The organism is Bacillus massilinigeriensis, assembly GCF_900117315.1.
In the GTDB taxonomy this organism is placed as follows: domain Bacteria; phylum Bacillota; class Bacilli; order Bacillales; family Cytobacillaceae; genus Bacillus_BE; species Bacillus_BE massilionigeriensis.
Genome location: NZ_LT630337.1, coordinates 2,273,924 through 2,298,780 on the forward strand (window position 1 = coordinate 2,273,924; position 24,857 = coordinate 2,298,780).

Consider the following 24,857-nt stretch of genomic DNA (forward strand, 5'->3'; position numbering starts at 1 on the left):
GAAAAGGAGATTGCGAAATTGGCAATCTCCTTTGTCCAACGGTCCTTTATTTTTTTGAAAGAATTACTTCGACATTTTGATAATAAAGAGTAGTCCTCCCTTCAAAACCGGAGTCCGTTCCAAATATTAACCACAGCTCTCCGTTTTTATCAGTGGTCACTTCCATTTCTTTTTTCAATGATAATTTCTTAAGTATATATTGATCATTTGAGCTGCTTTCTTTCGCAATATTCCCCATTAAAACAGCATCCTTCCCACCTGATGCTTGTTCGCCCTTATCGATATTCATTCTTAAATCAGAATTGTGTGGAATCGCTTTTGGTTCAACTGTGGTAGCTCCTGCTTTTACGTATACCGCTTCCCCTGGAGCCCCTCCAATACCAATTTGCTTTGGATTCACATTCGTATAAAATTGAACATCCATCTTTAATAAATATTTAGTGCTCGGTGCCAAACCATCCTCTTTGCTTATTTTTTTCTTGGCAAACATGAAAAGATCATCACTTCTGTTCATCCCACTTAGCTTTAGGCCTTTGGTCAAACGAATATCCTTACTCGGTATAATGGAGTGTGCAAATTCTAATTGATAGGCTTCTTGGTCATAATTGATAGGTAAATCAGAGAATCCGCCAATCCAGCCATTTAAAGAATGATTAAAATCATCATTTAACCTAATGGTTTTGGGCTTCACCTCAAATGGGATGATGGTTTTCTTTTCCTTTGAATTTTTATTCTCTATTTGTAGAAGATAGCTTGAGTTATATTCAAATGAATGTGTTGGTTTTATTTTTAGTATTTTGTTCTTCCTTTCAAGGGTTACCCTTACAGGAATGGTTTTGGAATCCTTCCCTAGCTTTTCTAATGTAATTCGATAGTCAGCTAGAGATTTCTTCGTAATTGGCTTCTTTAATGGAATCTTCCAGGTCTTCGATTTTTCAGTAATAATCATTTGTTTTTGAAAAGAAAATGGCAAGCTTTTCTGTTTTAAAAATGGTCTGTGAGTTGTTTCATCGAGAACAGAGAGCGTCGTATACGCTGGTAATTGAAGACGCCCAACGATAGATGGATAGACAATGACATCCGAATACATCTCCCCTTTTTTTGGTTCAACGCTTTTTACCATGATTTGTAGCTGCTCCCATTTCTGAAGCTGCTCCGTGTATTCTAACATATATCCAGAATTAGGCTTAGCTCCTTGGGAAATGACATAAAGATCCCCGTAGTGGTGTACACCTTCCACTGTTTTCGCCATTTCAACAAACTTCTTTTCAATTTCTGATAATGAATGTTCATTTACTAATGTGAATGTAGGATTAAAATTCCCGCTTTCTGCATCTTTTTCTTTGGCCCACACAATGACACTACTAAACAAAAAGATACATATGAAAACTGATAAAATGCATATTTTTCTCAAAAGTACATTTCCTCCTTTTACCACTTTGTCTAATTATTAGTCGTAAAGGAAAAGAAAAAGTTGCAAAATACTTCCATAAACAAAGAAAAAAAGTTACAATAATTAAAATTAATAATACCAATAAGAAAAGTGGGGATTAATATGGGGAGTATCACAAAAAGTATTCCAAGGCCACTGGTACGTACGAATCAGTGGGTCATTGTCATCAGTGTTCTATTAACATGGGGAACGAGTATGGAGTGGCTTCTAGCTATCCCATTGGTGTGTGGGCTACTGGGAATTTTATTTGGCTTCAATCCTGTCATGAGAATTGCAAAGTTATTTTTAAAAAAAGACCCATCAAAATATATACCTGAAGATTATGAACAGCAACAATTCAATCAAATCATTGCAGTTAGCTGCTTAGCTTTAGGCCTAATTGGTTTCTTAATGGATTGGGATATAGTTGGATATATTTTCACAATTATGGTTGCTCTTGCGGCTTTTATTGCCATCCTTGGATTTTGTATTGGTTGCTTCATTCTATTTCAGTGGAAGCAATATCAATTTCGACGAACTCAATCATCCAATCGTTAAGAAAGTAGGCTCTCCCTCTTACGTGCCATGCACATAGGAATGGGGAGAGCCTCTTTTTTTTAATCAAAATCCTTTGTGTTTTTCCTTTTTACAAAGCGATAGGCTAAATATCCGATATATACCGGTGTTGCAATGTAGATTAAGTAAGGAAAATCATGATATGACTGCCTATAAATAATGTACAAAAGGCAGCCTAGAAAAATGGTTACTATCGTACCGTATTTCGGAAGTGGAACCTCTTTAAGGCTAGGAATTCTCAGTCGACTCACCATTAAAAAGCAAAGTGCGGTGAAAACAACTGTCGTAATGATGTTTGGGAGAGTGTCTCCGAACAGTGTTAACAAAGCCAAAATTCCACCAGCTGCTGTAATCGGAACCCCTACAAAATAATGTAAGGAGGATTTACTCGAACCAATATTAAACCTTGCTAACCGATATGCCCCAAATAGTGGAAATAATCCAGCAACAACCATTCCTATTAATCCAAATTGGCTAAAATATGTAAAATATACTAAAAAGGAGGGAGCAACTCCAAATGTCACGATATCTGCTAATGAGTCCAATTCCTTGCCCAATGCACTATCAGCATTCAACATTCTCGCAAGCCTTCCGTCCATACTGTCTAGCATCATTCCTATTAATATTAAAATCGCTGCATTATTGTATTCCCCATTTGAAGCAAATCCGATGGATAAAAAACCACAAAATAAATTCCCAAGTGTAAACATGTTCGGAATTGCTTTTGAAAGTCGCACTAGTTGAATTCACACTCCTATAAAACCTAATAAATATGTAATCTATAACCATTCTATTGTACCAGTTTCACTTATATCAATTCAAACAAAGACCAAAGAAACACCGACAATTTCTTGTCATTTAGCTCATGCTTGTCTTTTATAATGAAAACTAACGACTTAAAACCAGTTTTTTGTCCATTGAAAAACTCGCCAAATGACTAAAAAAAATAATAAATAGCCAATGAAAGAATAGCCGTGTCTCCATTGCTCACTATGTTGAAAGAATCCCCAATCTTCTGAAACCTTTTCTACCAATGGTACCAAACTACTAATGAATAGAAGAAAGCAAAGTCGCGTCCATTTTTCCATCCGCTGTATAACAGATAATACTACAACTGTTGCGATTGGCAAAATGAGCAACGGGATGAGGATTTCAATAGAAAATATTTCAGAAAAGTTTCGTCTTGGAAAGGAATATAGCTTTTTCCCGACAAAATATAAATCTAAATAAGTTCCAAGCAAAGAGGCAAAGAGGCTCGCTACAAAATATGGGATAAGGCTAGTATATCGCATTTTTCGCAAAAACAGCGAGCTCAAGGGTCTCAAGGGTCTTGCAGTATTCTCGTTTAATTTCTCCTTCAACTAGTCCATCCTCTTTCTTTAAATATTCGATTATTCTCCAATTATTAAACCAATCTCCTGGTTCTGCTTTTGGTTGGATAATATTTTTCCAGGCATATTCGAGCCTGGGACTATATATTTTATTAGCCCCTTCTTTTAGCTGACAATCCTTTAGACGTAGGGAAGAATACTCATTCGGCAATTCCTCCTTTACATCATTAAATAGGTCTGGCCAGTAATCCTTTCTCGACCCTGTATGTGGATGTGAAACAGCCCATTGAAAGACTTTTTCCAGAACCTCTTCATGATGGAAGAGTAAAGAGTACAATCTTTTGCCAAGGAGAATTCTCTCATGTAAACTACTAAAATAATGAAGGGAAAGCCCGATCAGCTCAGCTCTTCCATAGGATATTCCACCCTTATCGTATGGAAATACTATTTGATTAAACGTAAGTATGTCCTGTAATTTAAATGGAATCGTATTCAGTACCCTACTCCTGTACTTTTCATTTTGGACCACTCTTTTTTCTAAATAACTCTGTTCATTAATAATAAGAGCAACGGTAAGTATATAGCTATCCTTTGTCTTCCAAAAGTAATTCCATATTGGCTCCATAAAAACAGATACTCCAAAGTGACTCAATAAATAAAATAAATTATGATTTCTTTTCAGGCTTTTTTCATACAGCAAAAATTGTGGATAGACATCTTGAAAAATCAGCCAGTTCCCCCGCTCTAAAAAGGAGTAAAAATCCTTTTTTGTTCTGTCATTCATAATCCTTGAAAGAAATTCCCCCTTTAAATCAGTCATGTTCCATCCCCCGTTTCTAGAAACCATATGACCGAGGAATGCCCAATGAATCTGGGGGTGTTTTCTATAAAAATCGAGATAGGCTTTGGTACGAGTGACATTATTTTGATTGAAATCACTACATTTCACTGTGATTTCCTTTATTAATCTTTCATCCTCCTTGGTTAGCTTTTCCCCCTCAACAAGCTGATTCTCATTCCTTTTTCTTTTCAGTTCTTTCTTTATCTCAAGTAAATTTTCCGGGAGCGGTGTCTTTTTTTTAAAGAAACAAATAACTGTTCACCTCCCCAAGGAATATGTATAAATATGAAATATTTCTAGGCAGGGGATGTTTAGATTATTATGCAAAAGCTCGATATCGTGATGAATGAAATAGTACAAAAATTAAGGGATAATCAAAGCACAAACGGTTCATGGGGATACCCATTTGAAACTGGAATTTCCACTGATGCCTATATGATCATTTTATTAAGAACTCTTGAAATTCATGATGAAGAGTTAATTAAGGAATTGTCGAAAAGAATTTTGAGTAAACAAGGAGAAAATGGTTCATGGAAGCTATTTGCTGATGAAGATGGAGAAGGAAACATTACATCAACGGTTGAAGCATATTACGCTCTTTCATATTCAGGATACTACAATCAAACCGATGATCGATTAAGGAAAGCCAAAGACTTCATTTTGTCTAATGGTGGGTTAAGAAAGGCACATATGTTTGCAAAGATCATGCTTGCCTTAACAGGTCAATATCGTTGGCCATCATTTTTTCCGGTTCCTGTAGAGGTCATTCTTTTACCAACCAGCTTCCCCATTAACTTCTATGATTTCTCTGTTTATGGTAGGGCAAATCTTACCCCACTAATGATTTTGGCCTCTAAGAAATTTCAGATAAAGACGAAGAAAAGTCCTGATCTTTCTGATTTAATAGTTCACAGAGAGGAGGATGATTTTTTTCATTGGAGAGACACTCAAGGAGTTCGGAAATTATTTAGACTCTTGGAAACAGGGATTAAAAACATCATAGGATTGCCACAAGCTATTCATTCCAAGGCCATTCACCGCGCTAAAGAATATATGCTGAATCATCTTGAAAAGGACGGCACCTTGTACAGCTATTACAGTGCCACATTTTTAATGATATTTGCCCTTTTGTCACTTGGTCACCCAAAAAATGACCCAATCATTATCCGTGCAGTTGATGGGTTAAAGGCTATGAAATGCTCCATTCATGGTCATCCTCATATGCAATATACAACAGCTCATGTTTGGAACACTTCATTAATCAGCTTTTGTTTACAAAATGCCGGGCTACCCTCTAATGATCCTATGATTGAAAAAGCACATCAGTATTTATTAACTAGACAACATAACCGATTTGGAGATTGGTCCATTCATAATCCTGGTGTATTACCAGGTGGCTTTGGATTTTCAGATATTAATACCATAAACCCTGACATCGACGACACAACAGCCTCCTTAAGATCTATATTTAGGCAAAAATCGTCTCATCCTCTTTACCGAGATGCTTGGAAAAAAGGACTTAAATGGCTATATACCATGCAAAATGATGATGGTGGATGGCCATCCTTTGAAAAAAATGTTGATAAAAGGTTCTTAAACCAATTACCGATTGAAGGTGGAAAATTCCTACTTCTAGATTCAAGTAGTTCTGATTTAACTGGAAGAACCTTAGAATTTATCGGTACCTATACAAAACTTTCAAAGGATCATACCATTATACGGCGTGGAGTTCAGTGGCTTTTAAAAAATCAAGAATTAGACGGTTCGTGGTATGGACGATGGGGTATTTGCTATATTTATGGCACATGGTCAGCTGTAACAGGTCTTAGGTCAGTGGGCTTAAGTTCTACGCACCCTTCCATCCAAAAAGCAGTGAATTGGCTAAAGAATATTCAGAATGATGATGGCGGTTGGGGAGAATCATGCAAAAGTGATATCTATAATTCATACATTCCACTTGGGTCTAGTCATTTAACCCAAACAGCTTGGTCGTTGGATGCTTTAATATCAGCCTCTAATGTGGTCACATCCGAAATTGAAAAAGGAGTTTCTTTTTTACTTAATAATATCCACCGTGATGAATGGATGGATTCATACCCGGTTGGTCAAGGGATGGGTGGCGGATTTTACATCCATTATCACAGCTACCGATATATTTATCCATTGCTAGCACTATCCAATTATAAAAATAAGTTTTTGATACAGGGTAACTTAATGGGAACAAATTGAAATCTTCATCTCAAAAGGATGGATTTATTGAAAAATGGGGATAGTAACATCATAGCATTCATCACAGGGAGGTACCTTCATGGAAAATACACATGAATTTGTTCAAAAAATACATGAACAGCAGAAAAAAGCTGAGAAGAATAAAAAGCGAGGAAAAGGCCATCCTGAGTCAAAGCTTCCTAATAAACAACATTAGATTAAGTCTTGTTATTTTTGCTGGTAAAAATACCCTTTAAGTTTTATAACAACCAAGACGAAAGATAAAAGGAGTACCCAATTCGGTACTCCTTTCTCTTTCATCTAGTTACCATAATAAGATTATGTTAACAAATAGGTTAGAATCAAACTATATTTACCTAAATAATAAACCCAAGTCTCTTGGCTTCAAACAAAAGCTCTTCTCGGAATTTTGGGTGCGCAATTGCAATTAGTGCCTTTGCACGATCAGATATACACTTACCTCTTAACTCTGCTACTCCATATTCCGTAACCACTCTGTCTGCATCATTCTTTGAGGTTGTTACGACAGAACCTGCTGAAAGATGTGGTTGGATTTTTGATATACTTCCATCCTTTGTAGTGGAATGTAAACAAATGAACCCTTTTCCTTCCTTAGAGAATATGGCACCTCTTGCAAAATCTGATTGACCACCGCTGGAGCTATAGTACTTTCCTCCAATGGTCTCTGATGCACATTGTCCAAAGAAGTCCACTTCCGTAGTTGCATTGATGGAAATCATTTTATCCTCTTTAGCAATTTCTCTTGGATCGTTAACAACATCAACCGGTAAAAATTCAACCCCCACATTGTTGTCGATAAAATCATACAGTCTTTGTGAGCCAAAGGCAAAGGTGGTGACTATTTTTCCCTTGTGGGTATTTTTATACATACCATCAATAACCCCTATTTCAACAAGATCTACGATACCATCAGAGATTAATTCTGAATGAATTCCGAGGTGACGATGGTTTTCAAGCTGGCTGACAACAGCGTTTGGAATTGCACCAATTCCTGCTTGAAGGGTGGAACCGTTTTCAATTTGCTCAGCAATAAAACCTGCAATTTTTATATCTGTATCAGTGATTGTTGCAAAACCAGACTCTGTCAATGGATAATCGGCTTCGATGAATCCCTCTATTTGACTTACATGTATTTGATTTGCCCCAAAGGTTCTTGGCATTTGCTTGTTAACCTCTAAAATAAATGGCATCTTTCCAATAAAGCTGGCGGCATAATCAGCTTGAGTACCTAAGGAAAAATAACCATGTTCATCCATCTGCGAAGCACAAGCTATTACCTTTGGCGATTTTAACGTTGATAATAATATCTTTGGTACTTCATGGAAATTGTTCGGGACAAGCTCACATTGCCCCTGTAAAAAGGCTTTTCTTGTTGGTCCACTTAAGAAATAAGAGACATGCTGTAACGAATCGTTAAATTGACCATGAATATATGGCCGGTCCCTTAGTGTGAGCATTTGATGAATTTTTACCCCTTTATACCGTGAAGCATTTTCTTCTAGTACATCTAATAGGATGTTAGGTTCCCCATTTGTAAGTGGAAGGATGAGATCATCTCCATCTTTAACCAAGGATAAGAATGCTTCAGGCGTTTTTCTTTTTGTAATCAACCAATTTTTTAAATAGGCCTTCATACTTTTCACCTGCATTTCTATTATTTTATTTTCCTTTATTTCTATCATACTGCTAAATTTGTAGATATTTGTAGAAAATATTCGGAAAATAAAAATATTTTTTTGAACATTTATTGAACAAATTTGATTATTCATACAATTTATTACAATACTATAAATAAAAAGATAGAAAGCCTTTTTTTACCAGCTTTCTATCTTTTGTAAAATGTTGTTAACTAGGATAAAACTAATTTTTCATCCTTTTTACTTTTTTTTTGATTTAACAGCTCTTTCCCCGCAATTCCAGGGTGAGTCATTTCAAATGGATGAAGAATCGTATCAAGCTCTTCTTCTGTTAATACGCCTCTTTCAAGAACGATTTCTCTTACTGGCTTATTAGTTAATATGGCCTCTCTTGCGATCGAAGCAGCTGTTTCATAACCTACATGCGGATTAATTGCAGTAATTACACCGACACTATTATTCACGTAGGCCTCCATTTTTTCTGGATTAGCTGTAATATCACTTAAGCAATACTTACGGAATACTGTAAAGACATTATTCATTATATTAATAGACTGTAAAAGATTAAAGACAATTACTGGTTCCATTACGTTTAATTCAAATTGACCTGCTTCAGAGGCCATGCTAATAGTTAAGTCATTTCCTACCACCTGAAACGCACTTTGATTGAGTACTTCTGCCATAACTGGATTTACTTTTCCTGGCATGATGGAAGAACCCGGTTGACGTGGAGGAAGATTAATTTCCCCTAAACCACATCTTGGACCAGATGTCATTAAACGTAAATCATTTGCTACCTTGGACATGTTCAGCATACATACCTTTAAGGAGCTGGATACCTCAACATAGCAATCTGTGTTTTGAGTACCGTCGACTAAGTCCCTTGAACCTCTTATAGGATAGCCGCTAAATTTGGCTAAATACGAATCAGCCTTCTCTATATATTCAGGGTCAGCATTTAGCCCTGTACCAACAGCTGTTGCACCCATATTTACCTCAAGTAAATGTTCTCTAGTATGGGTAACCCTCTTAATATCTCTCCTTAATACTCTCGCATAGGCTTCAAATTCTTGTCCAAGACGAATCGGTACGGCGTCCTGTAAATGTGTTCTTCCCATTTTGATTAGACCGTCAAATTCCTCGGCCTTCCACATGAATTCTGAATATAACTCTTCCATTGTTTCGAGTAGCTCTTCTAGTCCATCTAAGACAGATAAGTGAATAGCGGTTGGAAAGGAATCATTCGTGGACTGTGCCATATTCACGTGTGAATTTGGGCTAATCACCTTATAATTTCCTTTTTCCTCCCCTATTAATTCTAGTGCACGATTGGCTATGACTTCATTTGTGTTCATATTTATGGGTGTTCCTGCGCCACCTTGGATTGGGTCCACGATAAACTGGTCGTGAAGCTTCCCATCAATGATTTCATCACATGCTTTAATAATAGCATCAGCGATAGACTGATCTAATTGACCAATAGCCAAGTTGGCCATCGCAGCTGACTTTTTTACAGTGGCCATCGCTGTAATAAGCTTTGAGTCAATTCGGTAACCAGTAATTGGAAAGTTTTCCACTGCACGCATCGTTTGAACACCATAATAGGCATCAATAGGAATTTCCTTTTCACCTAAGAAGTCCTTCTCTATACGTTTCAAGCTGCTCATTACCTTCAACCCCTATTCATTATTAATGATGACTTATAGTAAAATGGAACTTAACAAAATACCTACCCCTACAGCTACGATGGTTGCAATTAAGCCTGGGACCATGAAGCTGTGGTTTAAAATATATTTTCCTATTTTTGTAGTACCAGTCCTATCAAAGTTGATTGCAGCAACAACAGTTGGGTAGTTTGGAATAAAGAAGTATCCGTTTACTGCTGGGAACATAGCTATAAGAAGAGCTGGATTAATGCTTAATGCAACTCCCAGAGGCATTAATGTTCGTACTGTTGCCGCTTGGCTATATAATAGAATGGACAAAGCAAATAACGCGACTGCAAATAACCAAGGAGCAGCAGTAACTAAATCTGAAATGGAACCAGAGATAAGTTCAGAATTACCATTAAAGAAAGTATCACCCATCCACGCGATACCGAAGATAGCTACAACAGCTGTAGCACCTGCAGTTGTAACAAACGCCAAAATCATAATTATAATCTCTATTGTGCTGAAGTTGGTTGGTGACCAAATAAAAAAACTAAGATGGATAAACCGACTCCACCCATAACTCCTAGGTCAACATCGCCCATCCTTACCCCAATAAAAATACAAATTAATAGAATCAAAAACTGGATCCAATACACCATAACAATTCCCTCCAATTATACAATAGATTCTTTCCAAAATGTAGAAGTGAATCGAACGAAAGCCCTCAACACTTTTTTTGTTATTCCATTAATTGTTCACATTACATCCATTTTTGAATAAATATTAAAGAATGCAAAAAGAGAAGAAGGATGTGATGGAATTGATTAACCAAACATATAATCAAAAGGATTTTTCCCAATTAATTTTGAATTTATATCACCAAGCGATTAATGATAGTGAAACATTACTTGAAAAATACCCTATTGAATCAAGAATTGTAAGCCGTGACAACCTGCTTACTTACTTAGCTATAATGGCAAAACATAATCCTAAATTAGAAGATCATTTGGTTAATCATGGTTTCTCATCTTTAAATGCATCAAATCCCCATCCTCTCTATACACTAAAGCAAATACTCTTCCATCAAGGATTGACTGTGGAACCTCCAAATGTTCAAGTCATCTCCCCTTCTGATTCAAAACACCTCTCTAAGCTTCATTCAGAAATAATTTTCGGAAAATTAGAGGAGAAACTTCCTTTTTCCATAATGGTTACCCTTGATGCAAAAATGATTAGCCAGCCAGCATTGGTCGAGTCCCTCTTAACAAATGGGATGACCATTGCAAGAATAAATTGTGCCCATGACAATGAGCTCATATGGAAAGAACTCATTACTCTTATAAGAACTACTGAAAGAAAATTAATAAAACATGGCATACTAAGAAATCAATTTTGTAAAATTTATATGGACTTAGCTGGTCCTAAGATTCGCATTGGAAAGGTTAGCAGAGACAACCAACATCAGGATTCAAAAAAACAGAAAAAGATTTTTGTGAGAAAAGGTGATTTGCTGCGTCTTTACCTTGATTCTGAAAAAAAAGGACACCCTGCAACGAATGAAAGCCCTGCTGGCGTCCCAGTCACTTTGGTAAAGGCATTTAAAAATGTGCGAATCAATGATCGCATCTATATAGATGATGGAAAGATTCATGGCTTGGTTGAACGTATTCGAAATGACCATGTAGATGTTAGAATCCTTTTTCCAGAGAAAAGGACTGCAAAAATAAAAGAGGGAAAGGGTCTGAATCTGCCTGATTCTCTTATCAGCTTAAATTTATCCTCCTTAACTGAAAAGGATATGAAGGATTTGGCTTTTATTACAGAAAATGCGGATATTGTGGGAATTTCCTTTGTCCACTCTCCTCTCGATTTACTTAAACTAAGGGAAGAATTGGAAAGGTACTCTCGCTTAGATATTCCAGTTGTCGCTAAAATCGAAACAAAGGATGCTATACACCACCTAGCCAGGATCATCCTTGAAGGATTAAAGTTTAATGGAGGCTTCGGTATCATGATTGCTAGAGGTGACTTAGCAGTAGAGGTGGGCCTGGAAAATTTACCTTTCGTGCAGGATGAGATTCTTAATATTTGCAAGGCGGCACATACACCAACCATTTGGGCAACAAGTGTCCTCGAGGGTTTAACAAAACAAGGAAACCCTACCAGGTCTGAAATGACAGACGTCGCACAGGGCAAAAGAGCCGATTGCTTCATGCTAAATAAGGGTCCATATATCGTTGAATCATTAATGATGCTTAAAAAGATTCTTACTTCCAATCAATACTTTCCACCAAATAACACAATTCATCGAAATTTAACTGTTCAATATGGGTTTTTCAAAGGTATAAAAGAAGGTGCTCCCCTGTCCGAATAAATTACCTAATGAACTGGGCAATACTGAAGAGAGTCGCCACTGTCCGAATAAGTGACCAATTTTTAGTCTAACAATATCGAACTTAACTTCCCCTATCCATTATGATTTTCCAACATCTTAATACTATAATCATAATGACATTAATATAAAACTACCTTATAATTAATATAATTAACCTATAATATTAAAATAATGTTCCAACCAGATATATGAAACTCTTTAGATCGTTAAAAGCAAACCGCAATACCTCCTAACTTCTACCACTTAGGTTATAGGTATTATATCAGCATAGAGCAGGGGGCCGAATTAATGTTTTTCTTCAAAAAAAAGAAACCAAATGTTTCAGATGGCACTTCTTCCAACAGTACAACTGAGCTTAATCAAAAACAAAATCTTCAATCAAATATAGAATTCACTCAAAAATTAAATTACAAATCTCTATTTGAACATCATACTGATCTTATTTTCACCCTAAATGAAAGTGGAGATATTCTTGAGGTTAATCAAAAAATTGAAATGCTTGGTTATTCACCAAAGGAAGTTAGTGGATCATTTAATAAATACGTGAAAACGAGTGAATTAAAAAAGAATTTAGATAAATTTAAGCTAGTATTAGAAGGTTACCCACAAAATTACAACTCGGAATTAATCCATAAAAACGGTCATGAGATAAAAGTTAATATTACTTCAGTTCCAATGGTTATTGACGAGAAAATTATTGGCCTATTTGGAATCATCAAAGACATTAGTGAACTAAAAGAAAAAGAACATGCATTATTCAAGGTTCAAAATAGTCTTGAGCTCGCTCAAAAAATGGTCAAAATCGGTAACTGGGATATTGACATGATTACCGGTAAATCTTACTGGTCCAAGCATCTTTACAAAATCTTAGGAGTAAAAATGAATGATGAAGACTCTCCTCCCTCATTTGAAAATTTTCTTGAAATCATTCATCCTAGCGATCGTCTCAGAGTCACAGATGCGATTAGGAAGGCACAATTGGATAAAAAAAATTATGAGTTTGAATATCGAGTCATACGATATGATGGTCAAATACGCTATATTTACGAAAAGGTTCAATTATTTTTCGATGAAAGAAACCAATTAATTCGAAAGATTGGGGTATGTCAGGACATAACAAGGAAGCATCTTGCAGAGGAAGAATTAAGAAAGAATGAAGAACAGCTTAGAGCTCTCTATAATAACCTGGATGCAGGAATCTGGTCACTGAATATTGAATCAAATCAATTCCATTTTTTGTCAACTGCTATTGAAAATATATGTGGATATGAGCGTAAAGATATCTATCGAAATTCATTAGTCTAGGAGAATATCATTCATCCCGATGATCGCTCAGAGTATTTATTACTTCAAAAGCAATTATTAGAAGGGAAGTCCCTCCATCATCAATACCGAATCCTTCATAAAAATGGAGACATTCGTTGGGTGCAGGATCATACAATACCAATCTTAAATCATGAAGGGAAAGTCGCACAATTATATGGAATGGTTAGTGACATAACCCCTCAAAAAGAATTCGAGGAAAAAATGACCTATCTTGCCTATCACGACTTTTTGACTCATTTACCTAATGCAAGGTCATTTGAACAAAGATTATCCACTATTGCTGAAGAGTTTAAACGAACAGGTGAAAGGTTCGCTGTTTTATCTATTGATTTAGATCGTGTTAAACAAATTAATGACTCATTAGGACATGCCATAGGAGATCAACTAATCAAAAGCATGTCAAAAAGAATGTTAAGTTTGTTATCAGATCAACATTTCCTTGCTCGAATTAGTGGCGATGAGTATGCCATACTATTTACTAATTATGAGAGTCCAGAAGTAATTGCTCATTTTGCAAAAAGTCTCCTTAATAAAATAAATGAACCCTTTAAGATCGATTCATATGAGTTATTCTTAACAGCTAGTATTGGTATAAGTATCTTTCCAAATGACAGCAACGATTTCAAAAAAGTATTAACTAATGCGCATGCTGCATTAAATCGAGCTAAAGAACTTGGAAAAGATAATTACCAATTCTATTCCCCAACTCACGACATTCTTGCTTATAAGGCTTTTTTATTGGAAAAGGACTTACGTCATGCATTAACCAGCAACCAATTTGAACTATATTATCAGCCTAGAATAGATTTAAAGTCCAAAAAGATTATCAGTGCAGAAGCCTTGATAAGATGGAAACATCCAGATTTGGGTCTTGTCTCACCTGGGGAATTTATTTCATTAGCAGAAGAATCTGGCTTTATAATCGAAATAGGGAAATGGGTCATTCTCCATGTATGTGAACAAATAAAAAAATGGCAGCAGGAATTAAAACCAGTCGTTCCAATTTCGATTAATTTATCCTCCAAAAGTTTACAAAAATACAATTGGAAGACTTCCCTTAGCCATATTCTTAATCAAACAAACGTGGATCCTACATTACTTGAATTTGAGATTACCGAAAATACAATATTGCATAAAGAGGAAGTCATTGAAAAAGCGATTGGATATATTAAGGATCTTGGAGTCAAGCTTTCATTAGATGATTTCGGGACAGGCTATGCATCCATCACAAATTTAAAACATTATCAATTTGATTTTATTAAGATTGACCGATCCTTTATTCAAAACATAACGGAAAATAGTCAAGATGGATTAATTGTAAAATCAATGATTCGGCTTTCACATGATTTAAAAATGAAAGTGGTGGCTGAAGGTGTTGAAACATTAGAACAACTCAAGCTCTTACAGAGTTATGGATGCGATGAGGTACAAGGCTATTTATTTAGTAAACCTGTTGAACTAGAAAAGTTTGAAAAGCTACTAACTAGCATGATTATCCTTCCTGAAACTCCACGATGCTCCAAGGAGATGAAAGAACGGAGAAAAAGTCACCGAATTGAGCTACCATTTCCAATTAGCAGTGATATGACGATAGCTCAAATAAAGGGTCAACCCCTCTCTCTTGGGGTATCCGAGATCATTATTGATAATATTGGCCGAGGGGGAATACACTTTCTATCTCATATCAAGCTACCAGTTCATTCAGAAGTCATTCTTCAAATTACTATTGAACTATTTGATAAAAAAATACAATTACAAGGACATGTTGTTTGGCAGAATGAAATGAAGGATCAAGTTTTTGAGTATGGCTTAAAGTATACTATGATAGATGAAAATCAACTGCTTCCTCTATTAGAACAACTTAAAAAGGAATTGCATAAAACCCCGAAATTCCAAAGTCATCATTTAATTACTGAGGACAAAATTCAATATATTGAAAAGTTAAGGATTAATAATTAAAATTCAGTAAATTCAAAAAGGGCATCTTTGAATGAAACTCTCCCCATAAATTAACATACATGGGAAAATTCCCTTCAACAGATGACCCTTTTTAAATTTATTTATTTAACATATGAAAAACCTGCTCAACATCCTTATCCCCACGACCAGACAGATTTACTATTAGCACATCATCCTTAGATAATTGTTTGGCAAGTTTTATTGCATGAGCAACTGCATGAGAACTTTCAAGAGCTGGAATAATTCCCTCTGTCTTACTTAGCAATTGGAATGCATCTAAAGCTTCCTTCCCACTTGCCGTGACATACTCTGCTCTTCCACTTACCTTTAAATAGCTATGCTCAGGGCCTACACCAGGGTAATCAAGACCTGCAGCAATCGAAAAAGTTGGTTGCGGCTCCCCTTTTTCGTCTAATAGTGTTAAACATTTGAATCCATGGATAACAGCTGGAACTCCTTGACTTAAAGTTGGTGCTTCCTCCGGCTCAACACCAATCAAACGAACCTCTTGATCATCAAGATAATGAGCAAACGCACCAATAGCATTGCTTCCTCCACCGGCACATGCTATTACAGCTGTTGGGAGTCTACCTTCCTTTTCAAGAATTTGCCGTTTTGATTCCTCACTAATTATTGCTTGAAAATGCTTGACCATCGTAGGATATGGATGAGGACCAACGGCAGAACCAAGTAGATAGAAGGTATTTTTGTAATTTTGGACCAAGTCATTTAATGCCTCATCTACTGCATCCTTTAACCGCCCCTGCCCTTTTTCCACAGGCACAACCTTAGCGCCTAATAATTCCATTCTAAAAACATTTAATGCTTGACGCTCCGTGTCAACCTTTCCCATATAAATGACACATTCCATTCCAAACATGGCACAAGCGGTTGCTGTTGCAACACCGTGTTGACCTGCACCAGTTTCGGCAATAATTCTTTTTGCTCCCATCCTTTTGGCTAATAATATTTGACCAATGGCATTATTTATTTTATGAGCACCGGTATGGTTCAAATCTTCTCTTTTGAGATAGATTTTTGCACCACCTAATTGCTTTGTTAAATTGTGTGCAAAGGTTAATGGATTTTCTCTTCCCACATATTCCTTCAAGTAATAATTTAATTCCTCTTTAAATTCTGGGTCATCCATAAATCGGAGAAATTGCTCCTCTAAATAATCCATAACCTCCTGAAGGTCTGGCGGAACAAAGCTCCCTCCAAATTCACCAAAATAACCCTTATTGCCTATGCTCGTGCTCGTCATTCTCTGCTCTACTCCTCTCATTTACGATTTTCATCAATCATTTTAATTATAAGATAATTTTCTAAATATTCCAATATTTATTTCGGTATTTATTTCTTTACTAAATTACAAATATAAAGAAAGGATGGAACAATAATCACCGTCCATCCCACATAAAGGTTAGCTATCTTTCTTTTCTTAGCATGATTTCAGTCGTTTGATTCTTCCCAACGATATATTCAACTTCATATATTTTTATTGTCAAAGAATCCCCTTTTTCGATAATTAAGGAGATACGATCCTTTTTGATCGTCACTCGTAGCATGGAGCCTTGGAACTGAATTGGAAACGATAATGACTCCCATTTTTCAGGAATGGAGGGGGTAAAGGATAACCCTGTTTCCTTAATACGAAGACCAGCGAATCCAAAGACAATCGCCATCCAGGCCCCTCCCATATTGGCCATATGAAGACCATCCTTTGTATTTCCGTGAGTATTATCTAAGTCTAGACGCGCAGTTTCAATAAAGTAATTGTATGCCTTTTCAAAATATCCAATTTTACTTGCCATGATACTAAAGATACATGTTGACAACGAGGAATCATGGGTTGTCACTTTTTCATAATAATCAAATGACTTCTTCATTATCTGAAAATCCTGTTCATCCTCTAATAGGAAATGAGCTAATACAGTATCTGCCTGCTTACATACCTGATAGCGGTACAGTGTAAGTGGATGATAATGTAATAAAAGTGGATAATGATCATCAGGAGTATGATCAAAATCCCATACTGCTTTGTGTAGAAAAGAATCATCCTGAGGATTAATTCCTAGATTCTCATCGTACGGCAAATACATATGTTGAGCAGCTCGCTCCCATGCTAAAGCTTCTTCATCTCCTATTCCAATTCGCCTTTGCAATTGGGTATATTGTACCGGAGCTTCATATTTTAAGTACCAATAGGCTTTTGCAGCAAAGGTTAAGTTATGTTTAGCCATCACGTTCGTATAATAGTTATTGTTAATAAGACATGTATACTCGTCCGGTCCTGTAACTGCATCAATTTTAAACTGATCCTGATCGAAATGACCTACTTCTAACCATAACCTTGCAGTTTCTATTAATACTTCCGAACCAAAATCCTTCAAGAAGTCGTGATCCTGTGTCGCAAAGAAATACTGAATAAAGCTATAGGCAATATCTGCACTTATATGATATTGCGCTGACCCAGATGGATAGTAAGAGGAGCATTCTGTTCCAGATATCGTTCTCCAAGGGAACAAAGCTCCTTTTTTATGCCCCATTTCCTTCGCATGATCTCTCGCTGCATCTAATATGGAATACCGATAAAGTAGCAGCTGCTTAGCCAATTCAGGTTTTGTTAGTAGAAATACTGGGAAAATAAAGATTTCAGTATCCCAAAAATAGTGTCCCTCATAACCTTCACCTGATAACCCTTTAGCAGCAATATTAGAATGAGGATCTCGACCAGTTGACTGAAGTAAATGATATAAATTAAATCGGATTCCCTCTTGTAGTTTTAGATCTCCCTTAATTTGAATATCTGCATGACTCCAAAAATCACTTAAATAAGTCTCTTGTTCCCTTAATGCGCCTTCAAACGAAATTTCCTTTTGAAGTTCAATTGCTTTTTGAATGGGCTGATCTCCATGGCGAAGAGTATCAGTAAAGACACTTCTTTTTGTAAAAACAGTTTTGGATAGAAGGTGAAAACTAAAAGTTGAAGAAATGGATAAATCATGATTGACATGTTGTATTTCTGCTTTTCTATTAATATCATAAGTAACCGAACATGCAGACTTTAATTTTGACTCTAATGTCTCAACTTCAATGGCGGGAATTTCTTTTTCTACTTGAATATTCGTCACTTGTAGCCTTTTCGCATGTCCAGAGGCTACTCTCGGATCTGTAGGGTCAATATAATTCGAAACATCCCCATTAACCACAGAGCATATCTTTACTTTTCCTTTATAATTAATAGGCTCAATAATAATTTCTTGAATAAATAATTCTAGATTTGTTAAAGATACTAATCGTTTGAAATGAAGTTTCACTTCTTTTCCAGATGGGGACCTCCAGTGAACAATTCTTTCTGTGAATCCTTTATCTAAATGAAGCTTTCGTTCATAGGATAAGATATCTCCAGATTCCCCAAATATTGAAAACCATTCTTCTATACCATCATGCTCTAGAGCTATTAGAACCGTTTGGCTATCAATGATATTAAGCAGCTTTTGCTGTGTATCTGGAAATCCATAATGCTTTTCACCATATGGAATTTCAACAATATCATGAAAAGCATTAATATACGTCCCACGGATCGTTTTAGAGTCCTTCGTATACCCTTCCTCAAAATTTCCTCTTACCCCCAAATAACCATTCCCTGTGGAAAATAAACTTTCTTCTATTAAGAGGTTATCTAAGTTGTAGTTTTCTGACTTAATTGCCCATGACATATTCGGACACCTCTTTTGATGTATTCTTAGATATTATTCTTACTATTGATTCCTTTAATAAGTTAATAATTTACGTAAACGTTTACGTTTGTGGATTAAGATATAAATTAAATAAGAAGGCTATCGCAAAAAATACCTTACTGTATTGTTTTGAGATAGCCTTTCCTCTCCCTTTTTCCTCTAGGAAATATCCTTCTGGTAATATCGGAATTATTCCTTTACACCGCCAGAGGTAAGTCCCGATACGATTTGCTTTTGGAAAAATAGAACAATGATTAATGTTGGAATAGTAACAATAGCAGTTGCCGCGGATACCTCTCCCCAAAGAATTTCAAATTGTGTTCTTAAAAATGAGATCCCTACCGGTACAGTATGATATTTTTGATCTGGGTTCATTGTAATCGTTAAAAGGAACTCATTCCATGCAGCAATAAAGGTTATGATCGCAGTTGTGAATACACCTGGTGCTGCAAGTGGAAAGATAACCTTCCACAATATTTGCAGGGATGTCGCCCCATCAATTCTTGCAGATTCTTCTAATGCCAGTGGAATCTGATTAAAATGAGTCACCAGTATCCAAACAGCCATTGGAAGAGTAATTGTTGAGAATGGTAATACAATCGCGTAGCTATTTAACCAATCTAGGTGCAAAAACAAGTTATACACTGGTCCAGTAATAATCATTTGTGGGAACATAGATACCGCTAAGATAAGACCAAGTAGTAAATTTTTTCCCTTAAAATCAAAGCGAGAAATTGCATACGCTGTAAAGGTTGCCACAATAATGACGTAAACGGTGGTTGTAGTCGCTACAATTAAACTATTTTTAACTGCGTTTAGTATTCCTTTATCAAATAATACAATCATGTAGTTTTTTAGAGTTGGTGCATCGGGTATAACCCTAAAAGCTCCATCTCCAAAGATTTCTCCTGATGTTTTAAAGGAGGTTACAAATACCCAAAAGAACGGGAATACCATCGCAAACAAATAGACGATGACAAAAATCCCAAACGTGATCCAAAGCTTCCGTTTTGCAGATTTCATCCTAATAGCCCTCCTTTAGCTTTTCTCCATTAAGTTAGTTCCGAGTACTTTGACAAAAATAACTGCAATGATTGCAACACATAGGAACATCAGCATAACAACAACAGAACCATAACCAAAGTTAGTTTGAGCAAACATAACTTTATAGGTGTAGATTGATAATGTCTCCGTTGCTCCGCCTGGTCCACCACCTGTTAATACGTAAATTAAGTCAAAGACGCGGAAAGCATCTAAAGTCCTAAATAACAAAGCAACTAGGATGGAAGGTTTTAGAAGTGGTAAAGTTACTCGGAAGAATGATTGAATTTTACCCGCTCCATCAATGGACGCTGCCTCATATAATGCAGGAGATATATTTTGTAGTCCCGCGAGTAGCAATAGTGCCATATAAGGAGTCGTTTTCCAAACATCGGCTAATATGGTGGAGGTCATTGCTCCAGCCCCAGATAATAATAGATTTCTAGAGTCTTCTACTAGACCAAGATTCTCAAAGAACATTGCGATAATCCCGCTATTACCATCATATAAGTAACTCCACATTAAGGCAGCAACTGCCGTAGGAATAGCCCAAGGTATTAAGGATGTCGTCCGAATGATTCCTCTTCCAAACATAGCCTTGTTTAGGATTAAAGCGAGACCCAATCCGAGCACAAACTCTAAGAATACAGATACGAGGGTAAATAACAAGGTATTCCAAAAAGCAATACCAATCCTTTCATCTGTTAATGCCTTCTTGTAACCGTCTAGACCGATAAAGTTGGAAGGAATAATACTATTTTGAAAATCATCAATGAGATCAGGTAAATCTTGTTTATGAATAAGTTCATATTTTTGGTTTAAATCCTTCACTAAAGCACGGGAATCTTTATATAACTTTTCGATTTCAGCTCTTTGATCCTTACTAATTTTTATAACCTTTTTTTCATTCTTATATTGATCAGCTGTTTCATTTACACGACTAACAATTTTTGCAATGTTTTCCTTGTCTGTTGTATCATTGATGTTATTAGCCTCTTCTTCTAAAAACATTGAAACATACAATGAAGTTTCACTATATAAATCGACGTTGAAACGTTCGTTTACGTATAAGCCTGATTTTTGCTGATCATTTAATTGATAGTCAAAAAATGTATAGGCAAAGGATTGAACGACTGGCCATAAGGAGAATACACCTAATAATACTAAAAGCGGAACAAGAAATAGAAATCCCTTAAACCCAAGTTTTTTCATGCTATTCACCCTTTCTTGGAGAGAGAAGAAAGTAACAATTTTCTATTGTTCATCGTAAGAAAATTGTAATCTATGATGATAAAAAGGCTCTAACCAGAAATCATTAGAGCCTTTTCTTGTCTCCAAAACATTATTCTCAATAATTATTCCGCTTTAACTGCTTCTTCAATTTTTGAAACAGCTTCATCTAAGCCACTACCAGAGCTTAAGTATTTATGTGCATTAACTTGAATAGTATCTGATACTTTAGAGTAATCTGGAGATACTGGACGTGCGATAGTTTCTTTTAATGCATTTTGGAAACCTTCATAGCCTAACATTTCATTAGCAGCTTTTACTTCATCATTTTCTAATAAAGAATTGAATCCTGGTAAGTATCCGCCTGTTGTTGACATAATTTTTTGTCCTTCTTCACCAGCAGCGAATTGAATGAATTCCCATGCTCCTTCAGCATTTTCAGAAGCTTTGTTAATGCTTAATAACCAACCACCAACAGCACCGCCATTTGGAAGTGGAGCAATACCTACTTGGTCAACAGCTAATTTTACGCCATCTTCTTTTCCTTTAATACGACCGAAAGCATATGGCCAGTTACGTTCGAAGACTGCTTTTCCTTGTTCGAAGGCTACGTGAGATTCACCTTCCATATAGTTCAAGATATTTTTAGGAGTGAATTTTGCAGTAGCGAATTTATACATTGTTTCAAGTCCGCCAGCAAGATCTTGATATGATTTTGAAAATTCAGTAAGGTTAACTGTTAACCCTTCATATTGCTTAGATTGGTATGCTAGACCAATATTTGTACCATCTTTACCAGTATACTTCTCTGCCATTGCATAAAGATCATCGTAAGTATAATCTCCGCTTTCAAGCTTCGCAGCATCTTCTGAGCTTACGATATCTTTACGGAAGTAAAGTAATCCTAAGTCAGGGAAGAATGGAAGTGTGTATTGTTTTCCTTTATAATTACCTGAAGCCATAGAACCTGAGTTAAAGTCTTCTTTATTCATTTCTGCTTTTTGCATATTCACATCAATTGGTTCTAAATAACCTGCACCAGCAAATTCACCAGCCCATACAACGTCAAGAGACATGACATCATATTCACTTGATCCACTAGATAGGGAGTTTAATAGCTGATCATGCATTTGTGCAGAATCATTTGTCATTTCTACCCATTCAACATCATATTTTTCATTAGATTTATTAAATTCATCAATCAAAGCTTGTGTTGCAGGAGTATTATCATTTTGTGCAGCAAACTTTAACACCACTTGCTCTTCTGTTTTTGTGTCTTTTGTACCTTCATCCTTGCTTTTGTCACTGCCTGAGTCGCTGTTACAGCCGACTAATGCTAAACTGGAAACTAATGATAGCGCTATCAACTTTGTTTTAAAACTTTTCATACTTTAGTTCCTCCTTTTTATAACATGTCTTTATTTTAATGGTAAAATAATTACAGTTATATTAAAAATATTAAGTTTTTATTAATAATTTAATGTAAATGAGGGCTTTAAAATGACATCGACAACAAATTTTGAACAACATAAAAGCATGATTAAGAAATTCCTTGAGATTCGAACGAAAAATCAACACAATTTTTATTTTCATCCTTCTTTTACACTGGAACAAAGATTATTAAGCAGTATTGCTAGAGGTGAGCTAGAGGAAGCAGAAAAAATATTAAATGAGATTAATCGACTCGACCGCCCTATCCTTGCAAAGGATACAAAAAGATCATTGAAAAATTCACTCATATGTTCTTGCACCCTATTTACCAGAGCAATTATTAACGGTGGGGTCGATCCAGAAAATGCTTATAATTTAAGCGACGCCTTTATTCAAAAAATAGAAGAAACGGATATCAACAGTGAGCTTATAGAGCTTGAATATCACATGCTCTATACCTTCATTAAAACTCAAAAAGACCAAAGCAAAAAATCCTATCAATATGTTGTCAACAAAGCAATAACATACATTCATCATGAGATTTTGAACGATCTATCTCTTGATAAGATTGCATCATTTTTAAATATTCATCCTAACTATTTATCTCAGGTTTTTAAACAAGAGGTCGGTCTAAATATTACTGAATATATAAATAAGAAACGAATTGAGGATTCGAAGTATTTTTTAATTCTAGGTTCTCTCCCTATTTCGGATATTGCCAATCTGTTTAAATTTTGTAATCAAAGCTATTATACGTCCCTCTTCAAAAAATATTGTGGCATAACCCCTAAGCAGTATAGAGTTCAATATAGTGATTCATCGGTATAAAAAATCTCTTTCCTATATATATATTTTTTTTATTTAATATAAAGGGCTGCTCCAAGAATAGGTGCTAAGCACCAAATGGAACAGCCTCTTATTCAATATCAGGAATACTTCTCTAATACTTGAAAAAAATCTTTACAAAAATCAAGAAATAGTTTAATTGTTGGCAGTATATTGCGCTGGTTCGAAATGATATATCCTACTGATCGGGTAATCTCCGGCTCTACGATGGGGACTTGAACGGTTAATCTTGGAAGACTGTCAATTAAGGTTATTTCTGGAATCACCGTTACACCGAGTCCTGCTGAAACTAAGCCTTTTATTGCATCAATATCATCACCCTCAAAAGAAACTTTAGGTGTAAAGCCAACCATTTGACATGCATTCACAACCATTTTGTGCAGAACAAAGCCCTTCCTAAACAAAACAAATGATTCATTTTGCAAATCTCTCAAGTGTAGGGCTGATGAAGTCGCGAGTGGATGACTTGATGGGAGCAAAGCCACCAGTTTTTCAAGAAATAAAGCTTCTCCTTCTACCTTTTTTTCATGACTTGGAACTGGACCTAGTAAAGCTAAATCAATCTCCCCACTTGACACAGAATCAATGAGCAAGCGATAAGATTGTTGGCTTAGAAGAATTTTCACATCTGGGTACTCCTTACGAAATGCAGATAAAACAGTCGGTAACATATATACTGCAAGGCTACTTGAAAATCCTATTCTAATGGTCCCCTTTAATGGGTCTAAAAACTCGACAACTTCTCTTTTGGCATTCTTTATTACCTGCATCGCTTCTTCCATGTGTTCAAGAAACCTGCTTCCAATAGGCGTTAACTTAACATTTCGCCCATCACGAATAAATAAATCAACCCCTAATTCTGCTTCAAGATTAACAATTTGCCTGCTAATGGCGGATTGTGCTATATGTAAATTGTGGGCAGCCTCTGTCACATGTTCTCGCTTGGCCACTTCAATAAAATATTCAATTTGACGTAATTCCATTGCATCCACCCTCCATTTATTAATCTCATTTTAGCATTAATTTCATCTAAATTTTATATTGTTTTCGATTGATTTTAAATATAAACTATTCCTGTCAATTAATCATTAATTAATTAAATTGGTTGCAAAAATCTAAAAATTCAAAAATTATTTCTTAGTTTTCATTAAAGGAGAGAAGAAAGTT

At 35.8% G+C, this 24,857-nt stretch carries 20 protein-coding genes and 1 pseudogene; 7 read left to right on the forward strand and 14 right to left on the reverse strand.

Annotated features, from left to right (window positions below; genetic code table 11):
• Nucleotides 1-46 precede the first annotated feature (46 nt).
• Nucleotides 47-1,414: a protease complex subunit PrcB family protein gene (locus tag BQ6100_RS11315; protein ID WP_075981733.1), complete on the reverse strand. Its 1,368-nt coding sequence runs from the start codon at nt 1,412-1,414 to the stop codon at nt 47-49.
• A 141-nt stretch (nt 1,415-1,555) separates the two neighbouring features.
• Here BQ6100_RS11315 and BQ6100_RS11320 point away from each other — a divergent pair, with 141 nt between their 5' ends.
• Complete coding sequence (locus tag BQ6100_RS11320; RefSeq protein WP_075981734.1) at nt 1,556-1,990, forward strand: DUF4395 domain-containing protein; 435 nt, start codon at nt 1,556-1,558, stop codon at nt 1,988-1,990.
• A 59-nt stretch (nt 1,991-2,049) separates the two neighbouring features.
• Here the strand turns inward: BQ6100_RS11320 and pssA are convergent, their stop codons facing one another.
• The 3 genes from pssA to BQ6100_RS11335 form a co-directional block, all read right to left on the reverse strand.
• Nucleotides 2,050-2,745: a CDP-diacylglycerol--serine O-phosphatidyltransferase gene (gene pssA, locus BQ6100_RS11325; RefSeq protein WP_075981735.1), complete on the reverse strand. Its 696-nt coding sequence runs from the start codon at nt 2,743-2,745 to the stop codon at nt 2,050-2,052.
• Nucleotides 2,746-2,904: 159 nt separating this feature from the next.
• Entirely contained in the window at nt 2,905-3,300 is a 396-nt protein-coding gene (locus tag BQ6100_RS11330) for a CBO0543 family protein (RefSeq protein WP_075983535.1), read from the reverse strand.
• On the reverse strand, nt 3,287-4,432 hold the full coding sequence (locus tag BQ6100_RS11335; protein WP_075981736.1) for a DUF2515 family protein: 1,146 nt from the start codon (nt 4,430-4,432) through the stop codon (nt 3,287-3,289). The genes BQ6100_RS11330 and BQ6100_RS11335 overlap by 14 nt, the downstream gene beginning before the upstream one ends.
• A gap of 69 nt (nt 4,433-4,501) precedes the next feature.
• On the opposite strand from BQ6100_RS11335, the gene shc reads away from it, so the two are divergent.
• Both shc and BQ6100_RS11345 read left to right on the forward strand, forming a co-directional pair.
• Complete coding sequence (shc, locus tag BQ6100_RS11340) at nt 4,502-6,409, forward strand: squalene--hopene cyclase (protein ID WP_075981737.1); 1,908 nt, start codon at nt 4,502-4,504, stop codon at nt 6,407-6,409.
• 79 nt (nt 6,410-6,488) lie between these two features.
• Complete coding sequence (locus tag BQ6100_RS11345) at nt 6,489-6,605, forward strand: DUF4023 domain-containing protein (protein ID WP_075981738.1); 117 nt, start codon at nt 6,489-6,491, stop codon at nt 6,603-6,605.
• Between the two features lie 160 nt (nt 6,606-6,765).
• Here the strand turns inward: BQ6100_RS11345 and BQ6100_RS11350 are convergent, their stop codons facing one another.
• The 4 genes and pseudogenes from BQ6100_RS11350 to BQ6100_RS11365 all read right to left on the reverse strand — a co-directional run bounded on the left by BQ6100_RS11350 (nt 6,766) and on the right by BQ6100_RS11365 (nt 10,378).
• Nucleotides 6,766-8,064, reverse strand: a complete 1,299-nt coding sequence (locus tag BQ6100_RS11350; protein ID WP_097677916.1) for an acetyl-CoA hydrolase/transferase family protein — start codon at nt 8,062-8,064, stop codon at nt 6,766-6,768.
• Between the two features lie 215 nt (nt 8,065-8,279).
• Nucleotides 8,280-9,734 carry an aspartate ammonia-lyase gene (aspA, locus tag BQ6100_RS11355; protein WP_075981739.1) on the reverse strand — a complete coding sequence of 485 codons (1,455 nt, stop codon included), beginning with the start codon at nt 9,732-9,734 and terminating at the stop codon, nt 8,280-8,282.
• 33 nt (nt 9,735-9,767) lie between these two features.
• Nucleotides 9,768-10,205, reverse strand: a pseudogene (locus BQ6100_RS11360) (anaerobic C4-dicarboxylate transporter family protein); the annotation flags it as partial.
• A gap of 26 nt (nt 10,206-10,231) precedes the next feature.
• The gene (locus tag BQ6100_RS11365) at nt 10,232-10,378 is read right to left on the reverse strand and encodes an anaerobic C4-dicarboxylate transporter family protein (protein WP_084780349.1); all 147 of its coding nucleotides are present in this window, start codon (nt 10,376-10,378) and stop codon (nt 10,232-10,234) included.
• Nucleotides 10,379-10,539: 161 nt separating this feature from the next.
• Here BQ6100_RS11365 and BQ6100_RS11370 point away from each other — a divergent pair, with 161 nt between their 5' ends.
• From BQ6100_RS11370 to BQ6100_RS21585, 3 genes are all read left to right on the forward strand, one after another.
• Entirely contained in the window at nt 10,540-12,093 is a 1,554-nt protein-coding gene (locus tag BQ6100_RS11370; RefSeq protein ID WP_159433151.1) for a pyruvate kinase, read from the forward strand.
• A gap of 309 nt (nt 12,094-12,402) precedes the next feature.
• Complete coding sequence (locus BQ6100_RS11375) at nt 12,403-13,419, forward strand: PAS domain-containing protein (protein WP_075981741.1); 1,017 nt, start codon at nt 12,403-12,405, stop codon at nt 13,417-13,419.
• A 9-nt stretch (nt 13,420-13,428) separates the two neighbouring features.
• Entirely contained in the window at nt 13,429-15,399 is a 1,971-nt protein-coding gene (locus BQ6100_RS21585) for an EAL domain-containing protein (protein WP_235816585.1), read from the forward strand.
• Between the two features lie 97 nt (nt 15,400-15,496).
• Here the strand turns inward: BQ6100_RS21585 and trpB are convergent, their stop codons facing one another.
• The 5 genes from trpB to BQ6100_RS11405 form a co-directional block, all read right to left on the reverse strand.
• Nucleotides 15,497-16,663 carry a tryptophan synthase subunit beta gene (gene trpB / locus BQ6100_RS11385; RefSeq protein ID WP_075981743.1) on the reverse strand — a complete coding sequence of 389 codons (1,167 nt, stop codon included), beginning with the start codon at nt 16,661-16,663 and terminating at the stop codon, nt 15,497-15,499.
• Nucleotides 16,664-16,826: 163 nt separating this feature from the next.
• A complete protein-coding gene (locus BQ6100_RS11390; protein ID WP_075981744.1) occupies nt 16,827-19,121 on the reverse strand; it encodes a glycoside hydrolase family 65 protein in 2,295 nt (764 codons plus the stop codon).
• A 210-nt stretch (nt 19,122-19,331) separates the two neighbouring features.
• Nucleotides 19,332-20,165, reverse strand: coding sequence for a carbohydrate ABC transporter permease (locus tag BQ6100_RS11395; protein WP_075981745.1), 834 nt, complete (start codon nt 20,163-20,165; stop codon nt 19,332-19,334).
• Between the two features lie 15 nt (nt 20,166-20,180).
• Nucleotides 20,181-21,395 carry a carbohydrate ABC transporter permease gene (locus tag BQ6100_RS11400; RefSeq protein WP_075981746.1) on the reverse strand — a complete coding sequence of 405 codons (1,215 nt, stop codon included), beginning with the start codon at nt 21,393-21,395 and terminating at the stop codon, nt 20,181-20,183.
• Nucleotides 21,396-21,538: 143 nt separating this feature from the next.
• Nucleotides 21,539-22,801 carry an extracellular solute-binding protein gene (locus BQ6100_RS11405; protein WP_075981747.1) on the reverse strand — a complete coding sequence of 421 codons (1,263 nt, stop codon included), beginning with the start codon at nt 22,799-22,801 and terminating at the stop codon, nt 21,539-21,541.
• Between the two features lie 112 nt (nt 22,802-22,913).
• Between BQ6100_RS11405 and BQ6100_RS11410 the strand changes: the two genes are divergently transcribed.
• Nucleotides 22,914-23,672, forward strand: a complete 759-nt coding sequence (locus BQ6100_RS11410) for an AraC family transcriptional regulator (protein WP_075981748.1) — start codon at nt 22,914-22,916, stop codon at nt 23,670-23,672.
• A 98-nt stretch (nt 23,673-23,770) separates the two neighbouring features.
• On the opposite strand, the gene BQ6100_RS11415 is transcribed toward BQ6100_RS11410, so the two are convergent.
• Nucleotides 23,771-24,673, reverse strand: coding sequence for a LysR substrate-binding domain-containing protein (locus BQ6100_RS11415; RefSeq protein WP_075981749.1), 903 nt, complete (start codon nt 24,671-24,673; stop codon nt 23,771-23,773).
• Between the last annotated feature and the right edge of the window lie 184 nt (nt 24,674-24,857).

Coding starts and splice junctions, on each gene's coding strand:
- BQ6100_RS11320 (WP_075981734.1), top strand. CDS start 1,556: ATGGGGAGTATCACAAAAAGTATTCCAAGGCCACTGGTACGTACGAAT.
- BQ6100_RS11330 (WP_075983535.1), bottom strand. CDS start 3,300: ATGCGATATACTAGCCTTATCCCATATTTTGTAGCGAGCCTCTTTGCC.
- shc (WP_075981737.1), top strand. CDS start 4,502: ATGCAAAAGCTCGATATCGTGATGAATGAAATAGTACAAAAATTAAGG.
- BQ6100_RS11345 (WP_075981738.1), top strand. CDS start 6,489: ATGGAAAATACACATGAATTTGTTCAAAAAATACATGAACAGCAGAAA.
- BQ6100_RS11350 (WP_097677916.1), bottom strand. CDS start 8,064: ATGAAGGCCTATTTAAAAAATTGGTTGATTACAAAAAGAAAAACGCCT.
- aspA (WP_075981739.1), bottom strand. CDS start 9,734: ATGAGCAGCTTGAAACGTATAGAGAAGGACTTCTTAGGTGAAAAGGAA.
- BQ6100_RS11365 (WP_084780349.1), bottom strand. CDS start 10,378: ATGGTGTATTGGATCCAGTTTTTGATTCTATTAATTTGTATTTTTATT.
- BQ6100_RS11375 (WP_075981741.1), top strand. CDS start 12,403: ATGTTTTTCTTCAAAAAAAAGAAACCAAATGTTTCAGATGGCACTTCT.
- trpB (WP_075981743.1), bottom strand. CDS start 16,663: ATGACGAGCACGAGCATAGGCAATAAGGGTTATTTTGGTGAATTTGGA.
- BQ6100_RS11390 (WP_075981744.1), bottom strand. CDS start 19,121: ATGTCATGGGCAATTAAGTCAGAAAACTACAACTTAGATAACCTCTTA.
- BQ6100_RS11395 (WP_075981745.1), bottom strand. CDS start 20,165: ATGAAATCTGCAAAACGGAAGCTTTGGATCACGTTTGGGATTTTTGTC.
- BQ6100_RS11400 (WP_075981746.1), bottom strand. CDS start 21,395: ATGAAAAAACTTGGGTTTAAGGGATTTCTATTTCTTGTTCCGCTTTTA.
- BQ6100_RS11405 (WP_075981747.1), bottom strand. CDS start 22,801: ATGAAAAGTTTTAAAACAAAGTTGATAGCGCTATCATTAGTTTCCAGT.
- BQ6100_RS11410 (WP_075981748.1), top strand. CDS start 22,914: ATGACATCGACAACAAATTTTGAACAACATAAAAGCATGATTAAGAAA.
- BQ6100_RS11415 (WP_075981749.1), bottom strand. CDS start 24,673: ATGGAATTACGTCAAATTGAATATTTTATTGAAGTGGCCAAGCGAGAA.